The organism is Micromonospora sp. CB01531 (assembly GCF_001905095.1).
Classification (GTDB): domain Bacteria; phylum Actinomycetota; class Actinomycetes; order Mycobacteriales; family Micromonosporaceae; genus Micromonospora.
Genome location: NZ_LWLS01000001.1, coordinates 260,064 through 281,747, shown reverse-complemented (window position 1 = coordinate 281,747; position 21,684 = coordinate 260,064). Strand labels below are relative to the sequence as shown.

Genomic DNA, 21,684 nt, shown 5'->3' with positions numbered 1-21,684 from the left:
AACGGGTTCAGCCCTCCGGGTGGCCGCGGTGCGCCGCCCACTCCGGCGCGAGGATCGACATGACGGTGGCGTCCACCCAGTCGTCGCCGTCTCGGAGCACCTGCCGCAGCGTGCCCTCGGCGACGAAGCCGACCTTCTCGTAGACCCGGCGGGCGCGCGGATTGAACGCGAACACCTCCAGCGAGATCCGGTGCAGGCCGAGCTGCTCGAAGCCGTACCCGACGATCAGCCGGACCGCCTCGGTGCCGAGCCCCCGGTTCCGGCCGGCCGGACCGATCAGGGTGCCGAAGTTGCAGCTGCCGTTGTGGCCGTCCCACTCGTTGAGGACCACCTCGCCGACGCAGGCCCCGGTCGCCTTGTCCACCACGGCCAGGTCGAGCCGGTCGGTCTGGCTGTTGCGGGTGCCGTACCAGGCTCGCAGCCGATCCGGGTCGAACGGCTCGGGCGGGCTGCCGGTAAGCCGCGCCACCTCCGGGTCGGCCAGGGCGACCTGGAACGCCGCGAGATCGTCGTCGACGAACGGGCGCAGGACGACCCGCTCGCCGGTGAGCGTGGGCTTGACGGAGAAGTCGACGGGCACCGGCGCATTCTGGTCGGCGGCCCGGTGGGCCACAAAATCGTTTTCCGCGCCGGGCCGGTTAGTCGCCGTCCACCCGGCGGTCGCGCTTGCGCTGGGCCTGGCGCTTCTTGTCGGCCAGCCGGCGCTCCTTCGCGGCGCGGGACGGGCGGGTCGGGCGGCGGGGCTTGGCGGGCGGGGCGACCGCCTCCCGCAGCAGGCCGGCCATTCGTTCGCGGGCCGCCTCCCGGTTGGCCAGTTGCGCCCGGTGCTCGCTGGCGGTGACGGTCAGCACGCCGTCGACCAGCCGCCCCGCGAGCCGGTCCAGCGCGCGGGCCCGCAGCGGGTCGGGCACGCTCGGCGAGCCGGCCAGGTCGAAGCTGAGCTCCACCCGGGAGTCGGTGGTGTTGACCCCCTGCCCGCCCGGCCCGGACGAGCGGGAGAAGCGTTCCCGCAGCTCGCCGGCGGGGACCACGAGCCGGTCGGTCACCCGCAGTCCGTCGTCCACGCCATGAGGCTATCGCCCGCCCCGGTGACTCGGCGTGGGAGTTACGGTCGGGGTGGGCGTCGGCCCGGCCCGCTCGTGGTCCGACCCGACCGCCGCGTACGCGGCCGCGCCGACGAGCAGCAGGGCGATCACGCCGAGCTTGGTGATGACCGCGCGGATCGCCAGCCAGGCGGTCCGCCGGGCGCCCGGGACGATGTTACGAGCGGTCTTGTAGTCCTTCCAGCCACGCTTCGCGCGGGCGTAGGACGCGCCGACGCCGGCGCCGATGGCCAGGCCCACCAGGAGGAGGGCCGCAGTGACAGCTTGCTCCACCCACGCCAGTATCCATACTCAGCGTAATATTTCCATGGCCCGATGGTCCCACGCCGGATATCCGACAGTTCACCCGATCCGGCGCGATCGTCCGGTAGGCCGGCGCAGGTCAACGTCCGGTCAGCCGCCCCGACCGATGATCGTGTCGGCGGTCTGCTGGACCTGGTCGATCGGGATGGCGAACCCGATGCCGATCGAACCGGTGCCGTCGATGGTGGCGATGGCCGTGTTCACCCCGACCACCTCACCCCGCGCGTTGACCAGCGGGCCACCCGAGTTGCCCGGGTTGATCGAGGCGTCAGTCTGCACGGCGGTGTGCCGGCCGTTGCCGATGCGTACCTGACGGTTGAGCGCGCTGACGATGCCGGCAGTCACCGTGCCGGACAGGCCGAGCGGGGAACCGACCGCCAGCACCGGCTCGCCGACCCGGGTGGTGTTCGGCTTGGCCAGCGGCAGCGGCGACAACCCGGCCGAGGCGGGCACCTTGAGCACCGCCAGGTCGCTGCCCGGCTCCCGACCCACCACCTCGGCGGTGAACCGCCGGCCGTCGGAGGTCTCCACGGTCACCGGACCGGCGCCCCCCTTGGCCAGGATGTGGTCGTTGGTCACGATGTGCTGCTCGTGGTCGATGGCGAAACCGGAACCGCTGGCCGACGCCCCGGACCCGCTGCCGACCATCACCGACACCACCCCCGGCACGGTCTTCTCGGCCGCGGTGACCAGTTCCGCCGGCACCGGCGCGGCGGACGCCGCCGCGGGCCCGGGCGCGTCCCGGCCGGCCACCCAGCTGCCGGCCGCCGCACCGGAGACCGTCGACAGGGCCACCACCGCGAGCGCGGTCAGCATCCGCCCGCGCCAGCCACGCCGCCCCGGACCCTGATCGGACCCGGGTACGTCCCAGCGCCCGCGCCCGTCCGGATCCAGCTCCGGCGAGACGAACCACGGGCCGCGTGGCTCGCCGAGTCCGGTCTGCACTGCCATACCTGGCTCCTCACGTGTCGTGCCGTCGTCGCGGACGGGTGGTACGGGTCAGGGCAGCCGGGAGAACCACCGCAGGGATCCGGCGGCCGCCCCCATGGCGAAGACCAGTCCCAGGCCGATGAAGCGGGCGGAGATGTCCTGCCGTTCCTTGCGATAGCCGACCGAGGTGCCGATGTCCTCGTAGACGGCGCGCAGCTCGGCGCTGGTGGACGCCTCGTGGAAGCCGCCCCCGGTCTCGTCGGCGACCGCCTTGAGGGTCTGCCCGTCCACCGGCACCTGGATCGCCCGCCCGCCCCGGTCGACGAAGCCGGACGGGGTGCCGAAGGAGATGGTGTGCACGGGGACCTTCGCCGCCACGGCCTGGGCGGCGGCCTCCATCGGGTCCATACCGGAGGTGTTCGCGCCGTCGGAGAGGATGATGATCCGGGCCGGCGGCGGATCCTTGGCCGCCTTGGCGTCCAGGCTCTTCACCGCGCCCAGGGAGGTGCTGATCGCCTCGCCGATGGCGGTGCCCTGGACGCCGGTGATCCCCTCGGCGAGCCGCCCGACGCCGTCGTGCAGTGCGTCCCGGTCGGTGCTCGGCGGGACCAGCACCGCCGCGCTGCCCGCGAAGGCGACGAGTCCGACGTTGAACTCCTTCGGCAGGCCGTCGACAAACCGGCGGGCGGCCTGCTTGGCGGCGGTCAGCCGATCCGGGTCGACGTCGCTGGCCAGCATCGAGGTGGAGACGTCCACCGCGACCATCACGGTGGCCCGTTCCCGGGGCACCCGCACCTCCGCGCTGGGCCGGGCGAAGCCGACCACCAGCAGCGCCAGCATGGCGAGGAAGAGCCCGGCCGGCACGTGCCGGCGCCAGGCCGGCCGGTGCGGCGCGACCCGGTCCAGCAGTCGCAGGTTGGTGAACCGGACCGCGTACCGGCTCTGCCTGCGCTGCATCATCAGGTAGCCGGCGACGAGCGCGGCGACGCCGAGCAGGAGCCAGAGCCGGGCGGGTGACTGCCAGGTCACGCGAAACCTCCCCGGTTCGGGGCCGGCGCGGCGGCCAGCCGGCGCTGGGCGTGCACGTGCCGCACGATGTCCGCACTCCAGTCCCGGTCGGTACGCAGCGCCAGGTGGTTGGCCCCGCACCGGCGCAGCGTGGCGCGTACCTGATCGCGTTGGGCGGTGGCGGCCTGCGCGTACCGCTCCCGCAGGGTCCGGTCGCCGGTCCACACCTCGCGCCGCCGGCCGGTCTCCGGGTCGACCAGGGTCACCAGGCCGACGTCCGGCAGCTCCAGCTCGCGCGGGTCGGTCACCTCCACGGCGAGCACCTGGTGCCGGACGGCGAGCCGGCGCAGGAGGACCTCCCAGGGCGGCGCGGCGTCCGGGTCGTCGGGCAGCCCGTCGAGGAAGTCGGAGACCACCACCACCAGGCCGCGCCCCCGGGCCACCCGCCCGACCCCGTCGAGCCCGTCGGCCAGCCCGGGTGGGGCGGCGTCGGCGGCAGGTCGCGACGCGCCGAACTGAGGCCGTCGGAGCGGTGCGGCGTCCGCGGCAGCGGGCTGCCCCGCCACGTCGTACCCGCCGACGCGCGGCGCGGCCAGCAGGGCGCGCAGCAGCCCGAGCAGGTGGGTACGCCCACCCCGGGCCGGAAACCGGCGTACGCCGTCCGGGGCGAGCACCAGCGCGCCGAGGCGGCTGCCGACGCCGGCGGTGAGGAAGCCGACCGCTGCCACGGCGGCCACCGCGAGTTCCCGCTTGTCCAGAGTGGCCGTGCCGTACTCCATGCTGGGACTGGCGTCGACCAGCAGCCAGGTGGTCAGCTCCCGGTCGGCGTCGACCTCGCGTACGTGCGGGACGGTGGTCCGGGCGGTGACCGCCCAGTCCATCCGGCGTACCTCGTCCTCACCGGGGCGGTACTCGCGGCTGCCGGCCACCTCGCTGCCCGGGCCGGGCAGCAGACCGCGGTACTGGCCGTGCAGCAGCCCGTCGAGCCGGCGGGTGACGGTCAGTTCCAGCCGGCGCAACCGCTCGTCGGGGGCGAGGTCCGCCAGGCCGGGATCGGGCAGGGCCGGTGCGGCCCGGCGCCTCATGCCGCCGCCAGGTCGGGCGCCGTCTCGGGGTGGCCGGCGACCACCCGGGGCGGCGGCACCGCCTCGATCAGCCGGCGTACCACCGCCTCGGCGGAGACGCCGTCGGCCACCGCGTCGAAGGAGAGCACCAGCCGGTGGGCGAGGACGTCGACGGCCAACTCCCGGACGTCCTCCGGAAGCACGTACTCCCGGCCCCGGATAAGCGCCTGGGCGCGGGCGGCGGCGACCAGGCCGAGGGTGGCCCGGGGACTCGCCCCGTACGCCAGCAGCGGCGCGATCTCGGGCAGCCCGAACCGGCCCGGGTCGCGGGTGGCGAGAATGAGCCGGACGACGTACTCGGCGAGCGCGTGGTGGACGAAGATGTCGCTGGCCCGGCGCTGGAGTTCGCGCAGCCGGGCCGGGTCGAGCACCGGCCGGGCCGTCGGCCGGTCACTGCTCATCCGGTAGAGGATCGCCAGCTCGTCGGCGTCGGTCGGGTAGTCGACCACGATCTTCATGAGGAAGCGGTCCCGCTGCGCCTCGGGAAGCTGGTAGACGCCCTCCGACTCGATCGGGTTCTGGGTGGCGAGCACCAGGAACGGGTCGGGGACGGACCAGGTCCGGCCGCCGATCGAGACCTGCCGCTCGGCCATCGCCTCCAGCAGGGCCGACTGGACCTTCGCCGGGGCGCGGTTGATCTCGTCGGCGAGCACCAGGTTCGCCATGATCGGGCCCAGTTCGACGTCGAAGGCCTCGGTGGAGGCCCGATAGATCCGGGTGCCGACGATGTCCGAGGGAACCAGGTCGGGGGTGAACTGGATTCGGGAGAACGTGCCGCCGACGACGGTGGCGAGGGTCTGCGCGGCGAGGGTCTTCGCGACCCCCGGCACGCCCTCGAGGAGGCAGTGGCCGTCGGCGATCAGGGCGGTGAGCAGGCGTTCGACGAGGCGATCCTGCCCGACGATCACGCGTTTGACCTCGAAGAGGGTCTGTTCCAGCTCGGCGCTGCTCGCATCGGCATCCACCGGGCTGGGCACGCTGGCCAGGGTGTCCGAGATGTCCGTCACGGTGCTTGCTTCCCGAGCCGGCCCGGCGGCAAACGTCGGATTATCGGCCCCTCGGCGGTTGTTCCTGAGCCGGACGGGGAGGACACCCCCAGTCGGGCACCAACCGGGTGAGCGGGTGCGGGCGGCGCAGCTGGGCGCAGACGGGCCGCCGTCGCGGCGGCCGGTGGCGGCGAACGGCGCTGGCCCCCGCTGGAGCGGGGGTCAGCGCGGCGGCTGCTGGCCGGGCTGCCGGGCGCCGGGCTGGGCGACCTCGGCCGGAGCCTTCGCCGCCGGGTGGGCGGCGGCCGCGATGCCCCCGCCGGCCAGGGTGAGGGTCAGGACGCCGAGCGCTACCACCGCCGCCTTGCGTCTGAGGAATATGGCCATGACAGGTCTCCCTTTTGTGACCGTGACGAGCTGGCCGACCCGCGATTGACAGGCCGGATGACTACTGCCGGAGAGCCGGGCCAGAAACCCGCAGGCCATCGGGAAGCCCGCGCATTTTCCCGCACCGTCAAGGTTGACACTCAACCTTCCGCACCCGGCTTGACCTGGCCTTACTACCGAGAGTCGCGACGTCTCAACCAGGTGGAAGTTAGCACCGTAAAATGCCGATGGTCAATAGCGGCTATTTGCGTGTCGGCTCGTGATTGGCGACCCGAAAACTGTGAAAGGTGAATCGGAGACCATTCGTGAAATGGTGTTGCGGGCACCGTGGCGGCACCGGCGCGGTACGGTGACGGCCGTGATCACCACCACGGACGCTGGACGGGCCGCCGCCCGGACGCGCCGGATCGCCACTACCGCCTGCTGGCTCACCGTCGCGCCGGTGGCCGCCTGGGCCGTGCTCCGCCTGGCCGGCCTGGAGCGCGGGCCGCTGGTGCAGGCGGTCGCCTTCACGCCGTACATCGCCGCCGCGTCCCTGGTGCCGCTGGTGCTGGCGCTCGCGCTGCGGCGCCGCGCGGCGGCGGTGGCCGCGGCGGTCATCGCGTTGGCGCTGGTCGGCGTGGTGGCGCCCCGCGCGGTCGCCGCCGGGCAGCCCGAGGTCGGTGGCCCCACGCTCCGCCTACTCACCGCCAACCTGCTGGTGGGCGGCGCCGACCCGGCGAGGCTGGTCGAGCTGGTCCGCGCGCACCGGGTGGACGTGCTGGCCGTGCAGGAGTTCACCCCCGGGATCGCGGCCGAACTGGACCGCCTCGGGCTGGCCACCCTGCTCCCCTACCGGGAGCTCAACCCCGAGGTCGGCACCACCGGCTCCGGGGTGTACGCGCGCTTCCCACTCAGCGAGGGCGGGTTTCGGCGCAACCCGGGCTTCGCCTTCACCCAGGCGTACGGGACCCTGGCGGTGCCGGGCGCGCCACCCCTGCGGGTGGAGTCCGCGCACCCGGCCGCCCCCTACGCCGTCGAGGCGCTCCCGGACTGGTGGACCGACCTGCGGGGGCAGCCGCCCGCCACGCCCCGGGGACGGCTGAGCATCCTCGCCGGGGACTTCAACGCCACTCTCGACCACGCGCCGCTGCGGGAGCTGATCGCCACCGGCTACGTCGACGCCGCCGATGCGGCCGGCGCCGGGCTCGCCGGCACCTGGGGCCCGTACGACGGGGACCTGATCCCGCCGGTCACCATCGACCACGTGCTGGTGGACCGGCGCATCGCGGTCCGCTCGGTGGCCGTGCACCCCGTCCCCGGCAGCGACCACCGGGCCGTCCTCGCCGAGCTGCGCCTGCCCGCCGCGTGAGCAGGGGCGTCTGGTTGACCTCAGGCATTGAGCGGGATCCCCTCCTTACACCCGGGCCCGGTCCAGGCCGTAGGTGAGCGCGTCGACGAGGGCGTGCCAGCTCGCCTCGACCACGTTGGGGTGTACGCCGACGGTGGTCCAGTCGCGGCCCGCGCCGGCGGTCTCCACCAGCACCCGGGTCACCGCCCCGGTGCCGTGGCTGCCCTCCAGGATCCGGACCTTGTAGTCGGCCAGCTCGAAGTCGCGCAGCTCCGGATAATGCCGGGCCAGCCCCACCCGCAGCGCCTCGTCCAGGGCGTTGACCGGACCGTTCCCCTCGGCGGTGGCGATCACCCGCTCGCCGCGTACCCGGATCTTGACGGTGGCCTCGGAGACCACCGCACCGTCCTCGCGGTGCTCGACCAGCACCCGGTAGGACTCGAGGGCAAACGGCCGGGGCGCGGCGCCGCCGGGCAGCTCGGCGCGGACCAGCAGCTCGAACGACGCGTCGGCGGCCTCGAACGACCAGCCGCCGGCCTCCAGCTCCTTGACCCGCCTGGTGACGGTGGACAGCGCCTCCGGATGGCCGGCCAGATCCAGCCCCAGCTCACGGCTCTTGAGCTCGATGCTGGCCCGGCCGGCCATCTCGGTCACCAGGATCCGCATGTCGTTGCCCACCACCGACGGGTCCACGTGGTTGTAGAGCAACGGGTCGACCTTGATCGCGCTCGCGTGCAGCCCGGCCTTGTGGGCGAAGGCGGCGGCCCCGACGTACGCCTGGTGGGTGTCGGGGGCGATGTTGGCGATCTCGGCGATGGCGTGCGAGACCCGCACCATCTGTTCCAGGCAGCCCTCCGGCAGGACGGGCAGCCCGAGCTTGAGCTGGAGGTTGGCGACCACCGCGAAGATGTCGGCGTTGCCGGGGCGCTCGCCGTACCCGTTGGCGGTGCCCTGGAAGTGCCGGACGCCGGCCTCGACCGCGGCGATCGTGTTGGCCACCGCGCAGGCGGTGTCGTTCTGGCAGTGGATGCCGAGCAGTTCCGGCGCCACGCCGGTGCGCGCGGTCACGTCGGCGATGGCGGCGGTGATCTGGGACGGCAGCATCCCGCCGTTGGTGTCGCAGAGCACGAACCGCTCGGCGCCAGCGGCCAGCGCCGCCTCCAGCACCGCCGCGGTGTACGCCGGGTCGTGCCGGTAGCCGTCGAAGAAGTGCTCCCCGTCGACGAAGACCCGCCGGCCCTGCCGCACCAGGTGCGCGACCGTGTCCCGGACCATCGCCAGGTTCTCCTCGGCGGTGGTGCGCAGCGCCCGCTCGACGTGCCGCAGGTCCGCCTTGGCGACCAGTGCCACCGCCGGGGTCTCCGCGTCGAGCAGCCCGCGCACCTGCGGGTCGGCGTCGACCGCCATCCCGGCCTTGCGGGTGGCCCCGAACGCGACCAGGATCGCGTGCTTGAGCTTCAGCTCGGTGCGCGCGCGCCGGAAGAACTCGGTGTCCTTGGGCACCGCGCCGGGCCAGCCGCCCTCGATGAAGCCGACCCCGAGGTCGTCCAGCAGGCGGGCCACCGCCAGCTTGTCGACCACCGAGTAGCTGAGCCCCTCGCGCTGGGCGCCGTCGCGCAGCGTCGTGTCGTACACCTGGAAGGTCATGGGAGTCCTCTTCTCGATCCTTGAGGGGAGCAACAAAAAGACCCCCCGCGGATGCGGGAGGTCTGCGCGCTCGGCGAGAGGGAAGCCGGCGCGCTAGCTGCCAATAATCAGGACGGAGCTGGTCACGGTCCGTACTCTGCCACCCCGGCCCCGGGTTTGGGAGGCATAATCCACATGCCGGGACGGTGACGGAGGGTGTTAGTACCCGATCGAGGGACGATCCGCGGCAGAACCCCCCGACTGGTGATCGACTTCACAAGTCATCCGGCCGCTATCAAGCGGAAACGACGCTGCGGCAATATCTGGAACCGATCCAGTTACCGGCCTCGCGCCGCTGACAAGCCGTTGTCAAGGAGGACCTGTGCTCACTGTCGGTGACCGCTTCCCCGAGTACGAACTCACCGCCTGCGTGTCGCTGGACGCCGAGAAGGCGTTCGAGACGATCGACCACAAGTCCCACCAGGGCAAGTGGCGGGTGGTCTTCTTCTGGCCGAAGGACTTCACCTTCATCTGCCCCACCGAGATCGCCGAGTTCGGCCGTCTCAACGGCGAATTCGCCGACCGGGACGCCCAGGTGCTCGGCGTCTCCGTGGACAACGAGTTCGTCCACTACGCGTGGCGCAAGGACCACCCGGACCTGCGCGAGCTGCCCTTCCCGATGCTCAGCGACATCAAGCGCGAGCTGACCGCCGCCTGCGGCGTGCTCGGCGAGGACGGCGTCGCCCAGCGGGCCACCTTCATCGTCGACCCGGACAACGAGATCCAGTTCGCCATGGTGACCGCCGGCTCGGTCGGCCGGAACGTCTCCGAGGTGCTGCGGGTGCTGGACGCGCTGCAGACCGACGAGCTCTGCCCGTGCAACTGGAACAAGGGCGGCGCGACCCTGGACGCCAACGCGCTGCTCGCCGGCGCCGGGGCCTGACCATGGGCCTGGACGCGGTCAAGGCGGCTCTGCCCGAGTACGCCAAGGACATCAGGCTCAACCTCGGCTCCACCATCACCACCTCGACGCTGAAGCCGGAGCAGGCCTGGGGCACCGCCCTGGCCTGCTCGGTGGCGGCCCGCAACCCGGTGGTGCTCAGGGAGATCGCCGCCGAGGCGGCCGGTCACCTGACGCCGGAGGCGGTCGAGGCGGCCAAGGGCGCCGCCACCATCATGGCGATGAACAACATCTACTACCGGGCCAAGCACCTGATCGGCGACGAGCAGTACGCGTCGCTGCCGGCCCGGCTGCGGATGCAGATCATCGCCCGGCCGGGGGTGGAGAAGGGCGACTTCGAGCTCTGGTGCCTCGCCGTCTCGGCGATCACCGGCTGCGGGGTCTGCCTGGAGTCGCACGACAAGACCCTGCGCACCGCCGGGTTCAGCCGCGAGCAGGTGCACGAGGGGCTGCGCATCGCGGCCGTCGTGCACGCCGCCGCGGTGGCTCTGGACGCGGAGGCCGCGCTGGCCTGAATCCGGCGGTGTAGGGATCTCCGCACCCGGGTACGAAGGGTCCGACAGGGCACATCCCCCGAGAAAGTCGAGAAAGGGAGTGAACGCCATGGAGCGGCTCGACCCTCGAACGACCCACGGGACGCCGGACCCGCTCACCTACGGTGATCAGGGCGCCTTCGTGGGCGGCACGCCCGCGGGACGCTTCGACCCGTGGAGCTACCGGGACGGGGCCGGGGTGACCGGCGTCGACCTGGTCGGCTACAAGGTGGAGGCGACTGACGGCGGGATCGGCAAGGTGGACCGGGCCAGCCACGAGGTGAACTCCAGTTACCTGGTGGTCGACACCGGACCGTGGATCTTCGGCAAGAAGGTCATGCTGCCGGCCGGCACCGTCAACCACGTCGACCACGACGAGCGAAAGGTATACGTCGACCGGAGCAAGGACCAGATCAAGGCCGCGCCCGAGTACGACGAGAGCACCGACACCGATCTGGCGTACCGGGACAAGCTCGGCGGGTACTACGACGACACCTACTCGTCGATCCCGCCGGGTACCGCCCGGTGACGGAGGGCGCCTGCCACTGACGGCCGGCGGGGCACATCGGGGCCCCGCCGGCCGTTACCGTGTCAGGGGTGGATGCCACGGACACCCCTCAGCGCAACCCCTTCCCCGCCCTGTTCAACTTCCGCGACGTCGGCGGGCCGACCGGCCACGACGGGCGGACCGTCCGCCGGGGCCGGCTCTACCGCTCCGACTCCCTGCACCGGATCGACGAGACCGACCGGGAAATGTTCACCGCCCTCGGCATCCGTACCGTCATCGACCTGCGCCGCCCCACCGAGGTGGCCCGCGACGGCCGGGTGCCCGCGTACGACGGCCTGACCTACCGGCACATCCACCCCGAGCACGACGACTGGGCCGGAATCTCCTACGACCCGCAGGAGAGCCTGTCCCGCTGGCTCGCCGACCGGTACGCGGCCCTGGCCCAGACGGGCACCGCCGGGCTGGCCGAGGCGATCGGGCTGATCGCGGACAGCGCCACCGCGCCGGTGGTGGTGCACTGCGTGGCCGGCAAGGACCGGACCGGGATCGTCTGCGCGCTCACCCTCGCGGTGCTCGGCGTGGCCGACGAGGACATCGTCGCCGACTACACGTTGAGCACCGAGGCGTCCGAGCGGTTCAGCGCCTGGGTCGCCGCGGCGCTGCCCGAGACCGCGCAGCCGCCCCGCCCGTACCTCGCCTCCCCCGCCGAGGCGATGACCATCTTCCTCACCGAGCTGCGCGCGGGCCACGGCTCCGTGGAGGGCTACCTGCACCACGCCGGCGTGACCGACGCGCAGCTGACCGCCCTCCGCGCCCACCTCCTCGCCTAACCTCCACCCCTCACCCCCACGAGTTGATGAAAAAGCTTGCGTCTGATTCCGGCGTCGCGCCGACGCGAACTTCTTGATCAACGCCTGGGGTGCCGCCGGACGCAGGCCGACGGTGGCGGGCATAACGAGATACGGCCGGCACCGTCGGGGACGGTGCCGGCCGTGCCGGATCCAGGGGCAGGTCAGAGGACTCGCTGCACCCAGCCGTGCCGGTCCTCGGCGCGGCCGCGCTGGATGTCGACCAGCCGCTGCCGCAGGGCCATCGTGGAGCGTCCGGACTCCCCACCGCCGATGAGGAACTCGCCGTCGGGGAAGCGCACCCCGCCGATCGGGGTGATCACCGCGGCGGTGCCACAGGCGAAGACCTCGCGCAGCCGGCCGCTGGCCGCGTCCGCCTGCCAGTCGGCGAAGCTGACCGGCCGCTCCTCGACCCGGTGCCCCGACTCGGCCGCCAGGGTCAGGATCGCGTCCCGGGTGATGCCCGGCAGGATCGTGCCGGTCAGCGGCGGGGTGACCAGGGTGTCGTCGTCGTAGACGAGGAAGACGTTCATGCCGCCCAGCTCGTCGACGAAGCGCCGCTCCACCGCGTCCAGGAAGACCACCTGGTCACAGCCCGCCTCGATCGCCTCGGCCTGGGCCACCAGCGAGCTGGCGTAGTTGCCGCCGCACTTGGCCGCGCCGGTGCCGCCCGGGGCCGCCCGGGTGTAGTCCGGGGAGACCCAGACCGTGATCGGCTTGACCCCGCCCGGGAAGTACGCCCCCGCGGGCGAGGCGATCACCGCGTAGAGGTACTCGTTGGCCGGCCGCACCCCGAGGAAGACCTCGCTGGCGAACATGAACGGCCGCAGGTAGAGGCTGCTGTCCTCGGCCTCGGGGATCCACTCCCGGTCGATCTCGACCAGCCGGCGCAGCGACTCGACGAAGGTCTCCGCAGACAGCTCGGGCATCGCCAGCCGCCGGGCGGAGGCGGCGAAGCGGGCGGCGTTCGCCTCGGGGCGGAACAGGGTCACCGACCCGTCCGCGCCCCGGTACGCCTTCAGCCCCTCGAAGATCTCCTGCGCGTAGTGCAGGACGGCGGCGGCCGGGTCCATCGGGATCGGCGCGCGCGCCTCCACCCGGGGGTCGTACCAGCCCTTCCCATCGGCGTACCGGATCGTCACCATGTGGTCGGTGAACACCCGACCGAACCCGGGGTTCGCCAGCAGGGCGGCCCGGTCGGCGGCGGATACCGGCGCGGGATTCGGACGGATCTCGAAATCGAGCTTGTCACCACCGCTCATCGCGCTGACCTCCCTGCGGGTCCACGGCATGCGTTGTCGCAGGCCGACGTCATTGGTGCCAGAAACTTACCCCGAACGGTCGTTCAGCGGATAGCTCCTGCCCGCCACATCGAGCGCACCGAACGGCGACTCGGGATGGTTGGGCGGAGCGGGCCCGGGGACGGGTCTGGCGGCCCGACGCCGGGCCGTGGACGGCCCTGGTCAGGCTACGGCGTAGCCGGCGAGCCGGTCGCCGACCTCCTCGGTGCGCAGCGGCGCACCCGGCGTACGGCTGGCCAGCTCGGCGCCGACCGCGGCGGTTACCCGCGCGGCGGCGTCGGCGTGGCCGAGCTGGTCGAGCAGCAGCGCGGCCGAGAGCACCGCGGCGACCGGGTCGGCGACGCCGCGGCCGGCGATGTCCGGCGCGGAGCCGTGCACCGGCTCGAACATCGACGGGTAGCGCCCCTCCGGGTTGATACAACCGCTCGCCGCCAGGCCGATGCCGCCGGTCACCGCGGCGGCGATGTCGGTGAGGATGTCGCCGAACAGGTTGTCGGTGACCACCACGTCGTATCGCTGCGGGTTGGTCACCAGGAACATCGCGGCGGCGTCGACGTGCTGGTACTCGGTGGCCACGTCGGGGTGCTCGGCGGCGACGGCCTCGAAGGTGCGCGCCCACAGCGAGCCGGCGTGGGTCAGCACGTTGGTCTTGTGCACCAGGGTGACCTTGCGGCGCTCCCGGCGGCCGGCCCGGGCGAAGGCGTCCCGGATCACCCGCTCGACGCCGTGCCGGGTGTTGAGGCTCTCCTCGGTGGCCACCTCGGCCGGGGTGTCCCGGTGCAGCGAACCGCCGGCGCCGGCATACAGGCCCTCGGTCCCCTCGCGGACCACGACCAGGTCAACCTCGCCCGGCTTGACGGCGGCCAGCGGGGCGGGCACGCCCGGCCAGAGCCGCGACGGACGCAGGTTGACGTACTGGTCGAAGGCGAAGCGGAGCTTGAGCAGCAGGCCACGCTCCAGCACGCCCGGCGGCACGGTGGGATCGCCGACCGCGCCGAGCAGGATCGCGTCGTGCCCGGCCAGCTCGTCGAGGACCGAGTCGGGCAGCACCTCTCCGGTGCGGTGGTAGCGAGCGGCGCCGAGGTCGTACTCGGTGGCCGTCACGCCGGGGAGCACGGCGTCGATGACCTTGCGGGCCTGCGCGACCACCTCGGGTCCGATCCCGTCTCCGGCCACCACCGCGATCCGTGCCACCACACGCTCCTCAACTTGTCGGTCCCGGCAACGGTACGCCGTCGTCCCGGTTCCCGGTACGCGCCTTCCAACATTCGGGAAAGCCGGATGCTCAGGAGTCTCCCAGGTGGCATTCATGGTGCAGTCATCTCCGCTGCCTATGGTCGGAGACGTCCGGGTCGGACGGGGGCCCAGGACCGGCTTCGCCGCGGCGCTGCGGCGTCGTCAGCGAGGGAGCGGATGCGATGCGGATCGACGAGCAGCGACCGGCCCGGTGGGCCGACGAGCAACCCCGGACCCGGTGGATCGACCAGGCCGCCTTCAGCCACCGCCCCGACCTGCGCCTCGGCGCCCGCAGCCACCGGCTGGACCGGGCCGGCGGCACCGCGGTCGACCGGATCAGCGTCCGGCACACCGTCCGCACCTCCACCGCCGAATACTCTCTGCTCTTGAACGCGCCCGAGTGGCTGGGCCACCGGGGCGTCGGCGAGGCGCTGCGGGACGCGGTCGCCGAACTGCGCGCCATCGACCTCACGTACGGGCCGAACCAGCCGGACAGCCTGGTGTCGAAGCTGCGGCGGGGCGAGATCAGCCCCGAGTCGTACCCGCCGCTGGCGGACCTCGTGAACCGCTGCGCCGCCATGCGGGCGGCGACGGACGGGTGGTTCGACGCCTGGGCGGTGCCGGGCGGCTTCGACCCGGGTGGCCTGCTCAACGGCTGGGCGGTGGAACGCGCCGCGGCCCGGTTGCGCGCCGCCGGCGTCCACGACTACGCCGTGCTCTGCGGCGCCGACCTCACCGTACGCGGGCACGCCGCACACGGCGGCCCGTGGCGGGTGGCCGTGCACCATCCCACGGACGCGCAGCGGGCGCCGCTGGTGCTGGAGATGACGGCCGGCGCGGTGGGCACCTCCGGGGTGTCCGGGCGCCAGGGGCACGTGGTGGACCCGCACACCGGTGAGCCCGCCGACCAACTCGTCGCCGCCACCGTGGTGGGACCGGACCTCACGGTGGCCGACGCCTACGCCACCGCCCTGTACGCGGCCGGGCCGGCCGGGCTGGCCTGGTTCCGCAACGGTTCGGACTACCGGGCGCTCTTCGCCCACCGCCGGCGCTGAACGCGTCGACACTCGACACCCGTCGCCCCGCCTTCGCATCCGGGACGCGGTCCGCGATCGGCCCCCACGGTCTCGGCAACGACCGTGGGGGCCGATCAGCGACGAGTGCGCGTGGCTCGCGCAACCGAGGGGTGCGGACCTGATTGGGCCGGTCGTCCGACCGCGTCACCCGAAGACGGGCCGGAGTCTCAACTCAGTCCGTGACCGCACAGGTACGCTAGCCAATCGACGTAACTCGACGCAAGAGGCTCCACAGCGGACCGTCATCCCAGCCCCCGCACACTGGCCTGCGGCGGGGCAGGCGTGACGGCGCGGACCGGGGATGGCACGCTGTCCGCCGTGAGTTTCGATCTGAGCGTGTGGGCCCTGCCGGCCGGAGCCACGCCCGACGACGTACGGGCGGCGGTGCAGCGGTGCCGCGAAGGGCGGCACGGCGAGCGTCGCCCCGACCCGAGGGTGGTCGGTTTCTACCGGGCGATCACGGCCGCCTATCCCGACCGCCCGGGCACGCCCTGGGAGGTCGCCCCGCTGCACGCGGCCGCCGACCACGTGGAGATGAACCTCATCCCCACCTGCGAGGACCAGGTGCTGCTCGACATCGAGCGGCTGGCCGGCGAGCACGACCTGATGCTCTACGACGTCCAGGACGGCACGGTCTACCCGCCGCCCACCCGCGTCGCCCGCTGATCGCCCGGTACGACAAGGGGCCCGGCCGTGCGGCCGGGCCCCGGGTTCGTCGTGTGTGGACTACTCGTCGCGCAGATCGGCCGCGCTGGCCGCGACCGCGCCGATCGAGTCGGCGGCCGAGCTGAGCAGGTCCGCGCCGAGCGCCTGGTCGACGGTGAGCGTCATCAGCGTCTCGCCACCGGCCTCCCGACGGGCGACCTGCATGGCGGCGATGTTGACGCCGGCCTCGCCGAGCAGGGTACCGACGGTGCCGACCACGCCCGGCCGGTCGACGTAGCGCAGGAAGACCAGGATGCCCTCCGCGCCGATCTCGACGTCGAAACCGTCCACCTCGGTCAGCTTGAGGACGTCCCGGGCGCCGGCCTGGGTCAGGGTGCCCGAGACGCTGACCGTCCGCCCGTCCGGCAGCGCGCCGCGTACGGTCACCAGGTTGGGGTGGTCGATCGTCTCGGCCTGCGCGGTCAGGGCCACCTCGACCCCGCGCTCGGCGGCCAGGTGCGGCGCGTTGACGTAGGTGACCTGCTCCTCCACCACCGAGCTGAACAGCCCCTTGGTGGCGGCAAGCTTGAGCACCGACACGTCGTGGTTGACGATCTCGCCGCGCACCTCGACGGTGACGCTGGCGGCCACCCCGCCGGCCACCGCGGTGAAGGCCCGGCCCAGCTTCTCGGCCAGCGGCAGCAGCGGCCGGACGTCCTCGGCGACCACCCCGCCGGCCTGCACGTTCACCGCGTCCGGCACGAACTCGCCCTGGAGCGCCAGCTTGACGCTCTTGGCCACGGCCAGGCCGGCCTTGTCCTGCGCCTCGTGGGTCGAGGCGCCCAGGTGCGGGGTGGCCACCACGTTGTCGAAGGCGAACAGCGGGGAGGAGGTGCAGGGCTCCTTGGCGTAGACGTCGATGCCTGCGCCGCCGACCCGGCCCTCGGCGATCGCGTCCGCCAGCGCCTGCTCGTCGACCAGGCCACCCCGGGCGGCGTTGACGATCCGCACGCCCGGCTTGACGATCGCCAGTTCCTTCTCGCCGATCAGACCCACCGTCTCCGGCGTCTTGGGCAGGTGGATCGAGATGAAGTCGCTCTCCCGCAGCAGTTCCTCCAGCCCGACCAGGCGGACGCCGAGCTGGGCGGCGCGGGCCGGCTGGATGTACGGGTCGTACGCGATCAACCGGGTGCCGAAGGCGGCGATGCGCTGTGCGAAGAGCACGCCGATGCGGCCGAGGCCGACCACGCCCACGGTCTTGCCCTGGATCTCCACGCCGGTGTACTTGGACCGCTTCCACTCCCCCGCCTTGAGCGCCGCGCTGGCGCTGGCGGTGTTGCGCGCCACGGCGAGCAGCAGCGCGACGGCCTGCTCGGCGGCGGAGACGATGTTCGAGGTGGGCGCGTTGACGACCATGACGCCCCGGGCGGTGGCGGCCGGCACCTCGACGTTGTCCAGGCCCACGCCGGCCCGGGCGACCACCTTCAGGCGCGGCGCGGCGGCGATCGCCTCGGCGTCGATCTGGGTGGCGCTGCGTACGATCACCGCGTCGGCCTCGGAGAGCGCGGACAGCAGGGCCGGACGGTCGGTGCCGTCGACGTGGCGCACGTCGAAGTCGTGCGCAAGCACCTCGATGGCGGCAGGGGCGAGTTCTTCGGCGATCAGTACGACAGGATTCATCGGTCCTCGTAGACGCTCGTATGCGGTCGGCCTGGTACGCCCGGACGCCGCGCTGCGTCCCGCGCTGAACCGTGCCGTGGCCGTTCGGTGCCGGCTACGCACCTATCAGCGATCGTAGGGTGCACCCCGGCCGGCATGTCCCGGAGTATGGGGTGAGCGGCCTCACACAGCCGCCCGTATCGCGTTGCCACGCCGGCTGGCCCGGCCCGCCCCGCTCCGGAGCGGCCCGCAGTTGGCCGAGGCGTTGGTCACCCGGTCCCAGCAGGTGAACCTCCTCAGCCACGGCCCGGCGCGCAGTCGCCGCGACGCGCCCGCCCCCGTCCACGACGAGGCCGTCCCGATCGAGGAGAGGGCGGGATGACGGCAGTGGCCGCGTCCGGCGCCGGGGAGAGCGCCGGGCGCGGCCACCCGCCTTGTCGGAGCCGTCAGGCGGTCTCGGTGATCGGCCGGTCGACCCAGCTCATCATGGCGCGCAGCTTCTGCCCGGTCTCCTCGATCGGGTGCGCCGCGCCCTCGGCCCGCCACTTGGCGAAGTTCGGCCGGCCGGCCTCGTCCTCGGCGACCCACTCGCGGGCGAACTCGCCAGACTGGATCTCGCCGAGGATCTTGCGCATCTCCTCCTTGACCCGGGAGTCGATGACCCGGGGGCCGCGGGAGAGGTCGCCGTACTCGGCGGTGTCCGAGATGCTGTAGCGCATCCGGGCGATGCCGCCCTCGTACATCAGGTCGACGATGAGCTTCAGCTCGTGCAGGCACTCGAAGTAGGCCACCTCCGGGGCGTACCCGGCCTCGGTGAGCACCTCGAAGCCGGTCTGCACCAGCGCCGCGGCGCCGCCGCAGAGCACCGCCTGCTCGCCGAACAGGTCGGTCTCGGTCTCCTCGGTGAAGGTGGTCTTGATCGCACCGGCCCGGGTGCCGCCGATCGCCTTCGCGTAGGCCAGGGCCAGGCCGAAGGCGGCGCCGCTGGCGTCCTGCTCGACGGCGACCAGGCAGGGCACGCCCTTGCCGTCGACGTACTGGCGGCGGACCAGGTGACCCGGGCCCTTCGGGGCGACCATCGCCACGTCCACGTCGGCCGGCGGCTTGATCAGGCCGTACCGGATGTTGAAGCCGTGGCCGAAGAAGAGCGCCTTGCCGGGGGCGAGGTTGGGCGCGATCGCCTCGGCGTACAGACCACGCTGGGCGGTGTCCGGCGCCAGGATCATGATCACGTCGGCCTCGGCCGCCGCCTCGGCCGGCGTGAGCACCCGCAGGCCCTGCTCCTCGGCCTTCGGCCGGCTCTTCGAACCGGCGGGCAGGCCGATCACCACGTCGACGCCGGAGTCGCGCAGCGACAGCGCGTGGGCGTGGCCCTGGCTGCCGTACCCGATCACGGCGACCTTGCGGCCCTGGATCAGACCCAGGTCGGCGTCGTCGTCGTAGTACACCTCAACGCTCATTTACTTCCCTTTCGTACGGCGGTGCCCGGCGGCCCGTCGTGGACTTGTGCGGTGGTTTCCAGCGGCGCGCGGCGCCGGCACGGTCGGGTCTCAGGCGGCGCGCAGCGCCGGGCCGGCGGTGATGGAGCGCGAGCCGCGCCCGATCGCCACCGTGCCGGACTGCACCATCTCCTTGATGCCGAAGGGTTCGAGGTCGCGCAGCAGCGCGTCGAGCTTGTCCGGGGTGCCGGTGGCCTCGATGGTCAACGTGTCCGGGGCGACGTCGACCACCCGCGCCCGGAACAGGTTCACCGTCTCCAGCACCTGGCCGCGTGCGTTGCGGTCCGCGCGGACCTTGACCAGCAGCAGCTCCCGGGCCACCGAGACCTGCGGGTCCAGCTCAACGATCTTGAGTACGTTGACCAGCTTGTTGAGCTGCTTGGTCACCTGCTCCAGCGGGGACGACTCGGCGTTGACCACGATGGTGATCCGGGAGACGTCCGGGTTCTCGGTCTCCCCCACGGCGAGGCTGTCGATGTTGAAGCCGCGCCGGGAGAACAGCCCGGAGACCCGGGCCAGCACACCCGGCTTGTTCTCCACGAGCACGGACAGCGTGTGCATGGTCATTTAGAGTTCGTCCTCGTCGAAGGCGGGGCGGACGCCCCGGGCGAACATGATCTCGTCGTTGCTGGTGCCGGCGGCGACCATCGGCCAGACCATGGCGTCCTTGCCGACCACGAAGTCGATGACCACCGGGGCGTCGTTGATCGCCATGGCCGCCTCGATGGTCTTGTCCACGTCGGCGGCGGTCTCGCAGCGCAGGCCGACGCAGCCGAGCGCCTCGGCGAGCTTGACGAAGTCCGGGATGCGGTGCTTGTGGGTGCCCAGCTCGGTGTTGGAGTAACGCTCCCCGTAGAACAGGGTCTGCCACTGCCGGACCATGCCCAGGTTGCCGTTGTTGATCACGGCCACCTTGATCGGGATGCCCTCCAGGGCGCAGGTGGCCAGCTCCTGATTGGTCATCTGGAAGCAGCCGTCGCCGTCCACTGCCCAGACCGTGGTGTCCGGCTTGCCGACCTTGGCGCCCATCGCCGCCGGGACGGCGTATCCCATGGTGCCGAGGCCGCCGGAGTTGAGCCAGGTGTACGGCTTCTCGTACGAGATGAACTGGCTGGCCCACATCTGGTGCTGGCCGACGCCCGCCACGTAGACGGTGTCCGGGCCGGCGATCTCGCCCAGCCGCTTGATCACGTACTGCGGCGACAGGGTGCCGTCGGCCGGCTCCTCGTACCCGAGCGGGTACCGCTGGCGCAGGTCGTCGAGCTGGTTCCACCAGTCGCCGAGGTCGGCCGCCGGCCGGGCCGCCTGCTCGGTGGTGACGGCGGCGATCAGCTCGTCGATCACGTGCCGGGCGTCGCCGACGATCGGCACGTCCGCGTGCCGGTTCTTGCCGATCTCGGCCGGGTCGATGTCGGCGTGCACCACGGCGGCGTCCGGCGCGAACGAGTCGAGGCGGCCGGTGACCCGGTCGTCGAAGCGGGCCCCGAGCGCCACGATCAGGTCGGCCTTCTGCAGGCCGTAGACCGCGGCGACGGTGCCGTGCATGCCGGGCATGCCCAGGTGCTGCCGGTGCGAGTCGGGGAACGCGCCGAGCGCCATCAGGGTGGTGGCCACCGGGATGCCGGTCAGCTCGGCCAGCCGGCGCAGCCCCTCGGTGGCGCCGGCCTTGAGCACGCCGCCGCCGACGTAGAGCACCGGGCGGCGGGCGGTGGTCATCAGCCGGGCCGCCTCGCGGATCTGCTTGCCGTGCGGGTGCAGGGTCGGTCGGTAGCCGGGCAGGTCGAGGGTGGGCGGCCAGGCGAAGGTGGTCGGCGCCTGGAGGACGTCCTTGGGGATGTCCACCAGGACCGGACCCGGCCGGCCGGTCGCGGCCAGGTGGAACGCCTCGGCCAGCACCTGCGGGATCTCGTCGGCGGTCTGCACCAGGAAGTTGTGCTTGGTGATCGGCAGGGTGATCCCCTGGATGTCCGCTTCCTGGAAGGCGTCCGTGCCGATCGCCGGACGCGCGACCTGGCCGGTGATCGCCACCATAGGCACCGAATCCATGTACGCGTCGGCGATCGGGGTGACCAGGTTGGTCGCGCCCGGGCCGGAGGTGGCCATGCAGACCCCGACCTTGCCGGTCGCCTGGGCGTACCCGGTGGCGGCGTGGCCGGCGCCCTGCTCGTGACGGACCAGGATGTGCCGGACGGTGGAGTCATAGAGCGGGTCGTACGCCGGCAGGATCGCGCCGCCCGGAATGCCGAAGACAACGTCGACGCCGAGGGCCTCAAGTGACCGCACCAGCGATCCGGCGCCGGAGACCTGCGCCGAGGCGGGCTGCCGTACGGCCGGGGCGGACCCGTTGCGGGGGGTGGTGGCGGGGTCGGCGGCAGCGGCCGGCTCGGTGGCCGGGCGGGCTCGCCGGACGGAGTGGGCGAGGGTCTCGGGCGTGGGTCTCGTCATGGCGGTTCAAGCCTTCGGCTGGAGTGGGTGATGCGTTTCTCAGGGTGGAACGCGGGCGTCCCGGCGATGGTCCGACGGCAACAAAAACGGCCCACGTGCAGATGCACGGGGCCAGCGCACTCTCGCTCAGGGAGAGTGCGCTCAGGTAAGTACTCGCAGCGACCGGTTAGACGACA

At 72.7% G+C, this 21,684-nt stretch carries 22 protein-coding genes; 7 read left to right on the top strand and 15 right to left on the bottom strand.

The genetic code is table 11. The annotated features are described in order from the left end of the window. Positions 1–7: 7 nt before the first annotated feature. The 8 genes from A6A27_RS01310 to A6A27_RS44060 form a co-directional block, all read right to left on the bottom strand. A complete protein-coding gene (locus A6A27_RS01310) occupies positions 8–580 on the bottom strand; it encodes a GNAT family N-acetyltransferase (RefSeq protein WP_073832701.1) in 573 nt (190 codons plus the stop codon). Positions 581–638: 58 nt separating this feature from the next. After that, entirely contained in the window at positions 639–1,064 is a 426-nt protein-coding gene (gene arfB, locus A6A27_RS01305; protein WP_073832465.1) for an alternative ribosome rescue aminoacyl-tRNA hydrolase ArfB, read from the bottom strand. 9 nt (positions 1,065–1,073) lie between these two features. Then, positions 1,074–1,376, bottom strand: coding sequence for a hypothetical protein (locus A6A27_RS01300; protein WP_073832464.1), 303 nt, complete (start codon positions 1,374–1,376; stop codon positions 1,074–1,076). Positions 1,377–1,496: 120 nt separating this feature from the next. Next, positions 1,497–2,357: a S1C family serine protease gene (locus tag A6A27_RS01295; RefSeq protein ID WP_073832463.1), complete on the bottom strand. Its 861-nt coding sequence runs from the start codon at positions 2,355–2,357 to the stop codon at positions 1,497–1,499. Positions 2,358–2,405: 48 nt separating this feature from the next. Then, on the bottom strand, positions 2,406–3,365 hold the full coding sequence (locus A6A27_RS01290) for a VWA domain-containing protein (RefSeq protein WP_073832462.1): 960 nt from the start codon (positions 3,363–3,365) through the stop codon (positions 2,406–2,408). Beyond that, positions 3,362–4,429, bottom strand: coding sequence for a DUF58 domain-containing protein (locus A6A27_RS01285; protein WP_073832461.1), 1,068 nt, complete (start codon positions 4,427–4,429; stop codon positions 3,362–3,364). Before A6A27_RS01285 ends, A6A27_RS01290 begins: the two co-directional genes overlap by 4 nt. Then, positions 4,426–5,475 carry an AAA family ATPase gene (locus tag A6A27_RS01280; protein WP_073832460.1) on the bottom strand — a complete coding sequence of 350 codons (1,050 nt, stop codon included), beginning with the start codon at positions 5,473–5,475 and terminating at the stop codon, positions 4,426–4,428. Before A6A27_RS01280 ends, A6A27_RS01285 begins: the two co-directional genes overlap by 4 nt. 201 nt (positions 5,476–5,676) lie before the next feature. After that, positions 5,677–5,841: a hypothetical protein gene (locus A6A27_RS44060; protein ID WP_158073927.1), complete on the bottom strand. Its 165-nt coding sequence runs from the start codon at positions 5,839–5,841 to the stop codon at positions 5,677–5,679. Positions 5,842–6,199: 358 nt separating this feature from the next. Here A6A27_RS44060 and A6A27_RS01275 point away from each other — a divergent pair, with 358 nt between their 5' ends. Then, entirely contained in the window at positions 6,200–7,192 is a 993-nt protein-coding gene (locus A6A27_RS01275) for an endonuclease/exonuclease/phosphatase family protein (protein ID WP_073832700.1), read from the top strand. 45 nt (positions 7,193–7,237) lie between these two features. Here the strand turns inward: A6A27_RS01275 and cimA are convergent, their stop codons facing one another. Beyond that, positions 7,238–8,818, bottom strand: a complete 1,581-nt coding sequence (cimA, locus tag A6A27_RS01270; protein ID WP_073832459.1) for a citramalate synthase — start codon at positions 8,816–8,818, stop codon at positions 7,238–7,240. Positions 8,819–9,179: 361 nt separating this feature from the next. On the opposite strand from cimA, the gene A6A27_RS01265 reads away from it, so the two are divergent. From A6A27_RS01265 to A6A27_RS01250, 4 genes are all read left to right on the top strand, one after another. Beyond that, the gene (locus A6A27_RS01265) at positions 9,180–9,740 is read left to right on the top strand and encodes a peroxiredoxin (RefSeq protein ID WP_073832458.1); all 561 of its coding nucleotides are present in this window, start codon (positions 9,180–9,182) and stop codon (positions 9,738–9,740) included. A gap of 2 nt (positions 9,741–9,742) precedes the next feature. After that, positions 9,743–10,273, top strand: coding sequence for a carboxymuconolactone decarboxylase family protein (locus A6A27_RS01260; RefSeq protein WP_073832457.1), 531 nt, complete (start codon positions 9,743–9,745; stop codon positions 10,271–10,273). 88 nt (positions 10,274–10,361) lie between these two features. Further along, positions 10,362–10,820 (top strand): PRC-barrel domain-containing protein, encoded by a 459-nt coding sequence (locus tag A6A27_RS01255; protein ID WP_073832699.1) that lies wholly within the window; start codon positions 10,362–10,364, stop codon positions 10,818–10,820. Between the two features lie 59 nt (positions 10,821–10,879). Continuing rightward, on the top strand, positions 10,880–11,629 hold the full coding sequence (locus A6A27_RS01250; protein ID WP_073832456.1) for a tyrosine-protein phosphatase: 750 nt from the start codon (positions 10,880–10,882) through the stop codon (positions 11,627–11,629). 182 nt (positions 11,630–11,811) lie between these two features. Here the strand turns inward: A6A27_RS01250 and A6A27_RS01245 are convergent, their stop codons facing one another. Continuing rightward, entirely contained in the window at positions 11,812–12,909 is a 1,098-nt protein-coding gene (locus A6A27_RS01245) for a branched-chain amino acid aminotransferase (RefSeq protein WP_073832698.1), read from the bottom strand. A gap of 201 nt (positions 12,910–13,110) precedes the next feature. Next, positions 13,111–14,142 (bottom strand): 3-isopropylmalate dehydrogenase, encoded by a 1,032-nt coding sequence (locus A6A27_RS01240; protein WP_073832697.1) that lies wholly within the window; start codon positions 14,140–14,142, stop codon positions 13,111–13,113. Between the two features lie 224 nt (positions 14,143–14,366). Here A6A27_RS01240 and A6A27_RS01235 point away from each other — a divergent pair, with 224 nt between their 5' ends. Both A6A27_RS01235 and A6A27_RS01230 read left to right on the top strand, forming a co-directional pair. Next, complete coding sequence (locus A6A27_RS01235; protein ID WP_073832455.1) at positions 14,367–15,239, top strand: FAD:protein FMN transferase; 873 nt, start codon at positions 14,367–14,369, stop codon at positions 15,237–15,239. A 339-nt stretch (positions 15,240–15,578) separates the two neighbouring features. After that, positions 15,579–15,926 (top strand): hypothetical protein, encoded by a 348-nt coding sequence (locus A6A27_RS01230; RefSeq protein WP_198940145.1) that lies wholly within the window; start codon positions 15,579–15,581, stop codon positions 15,924–15,926. A gap of 60 nt (positions 15,927–15,986) precedes the next feature. Here the strand turns inward: A6A27_RS01230 and serA are convergent, their stop codons facing one another. The 4 genes from serA to A6A27_RS01210 all read right to left on the bottom strand — a co-directional run bounded on the left by serA (position 15,987) and on the right by A6A27_RS01210 (position 21,508). After that, positions 15,987–17,585, bottom strand: coding sequence for a phosphoglycerate dehydrogenase (gene serA / locus A6A27_RS01225; protein ID WP_073832453.1), 1,599 nt, complete (start codon positions 17,583–17,585; stop codon positions 15,987–15,989). 425 nt (positions 17,586–18,010) lie between these two features. After that, a complete protein-coding gene (gene ilvC / locus A6A27_RS01220) occupies positions 18,011–19,024 on the bottom strand; it encodes a ketol-acid reductoisomerase (RefSeq protein WP_073832452.1) in 1,014 nt (337 codons plus the stop codon). Positions 19,025–19,114: 90 nt separating this feature from the next. Further along, positions 19,115–19,630 (bottom strand): acetolactate synthase small subunit, encoded by a 516-nt coding sequence (gene ilvN, locus A6A27_RS01215; RefSeq protein WP_073832451.1) that lies wholly within the window; start codon positions 19,628–19,630, stop codon positions 19,115–19,117. After that, on the bottom strand, positions 19,631–21,508 hold the full coding sequence (locus tag A6A27_RS01210) for an acetolactate synthase large subunit (RefSeq protein WP_073832450.1): 1,878 nt from the start codon (positions 21,506–21,508) through the stop codon (positions 19,631–19,633). Positions 21,509–21,684: the final 176 nt, after the last annotated feature.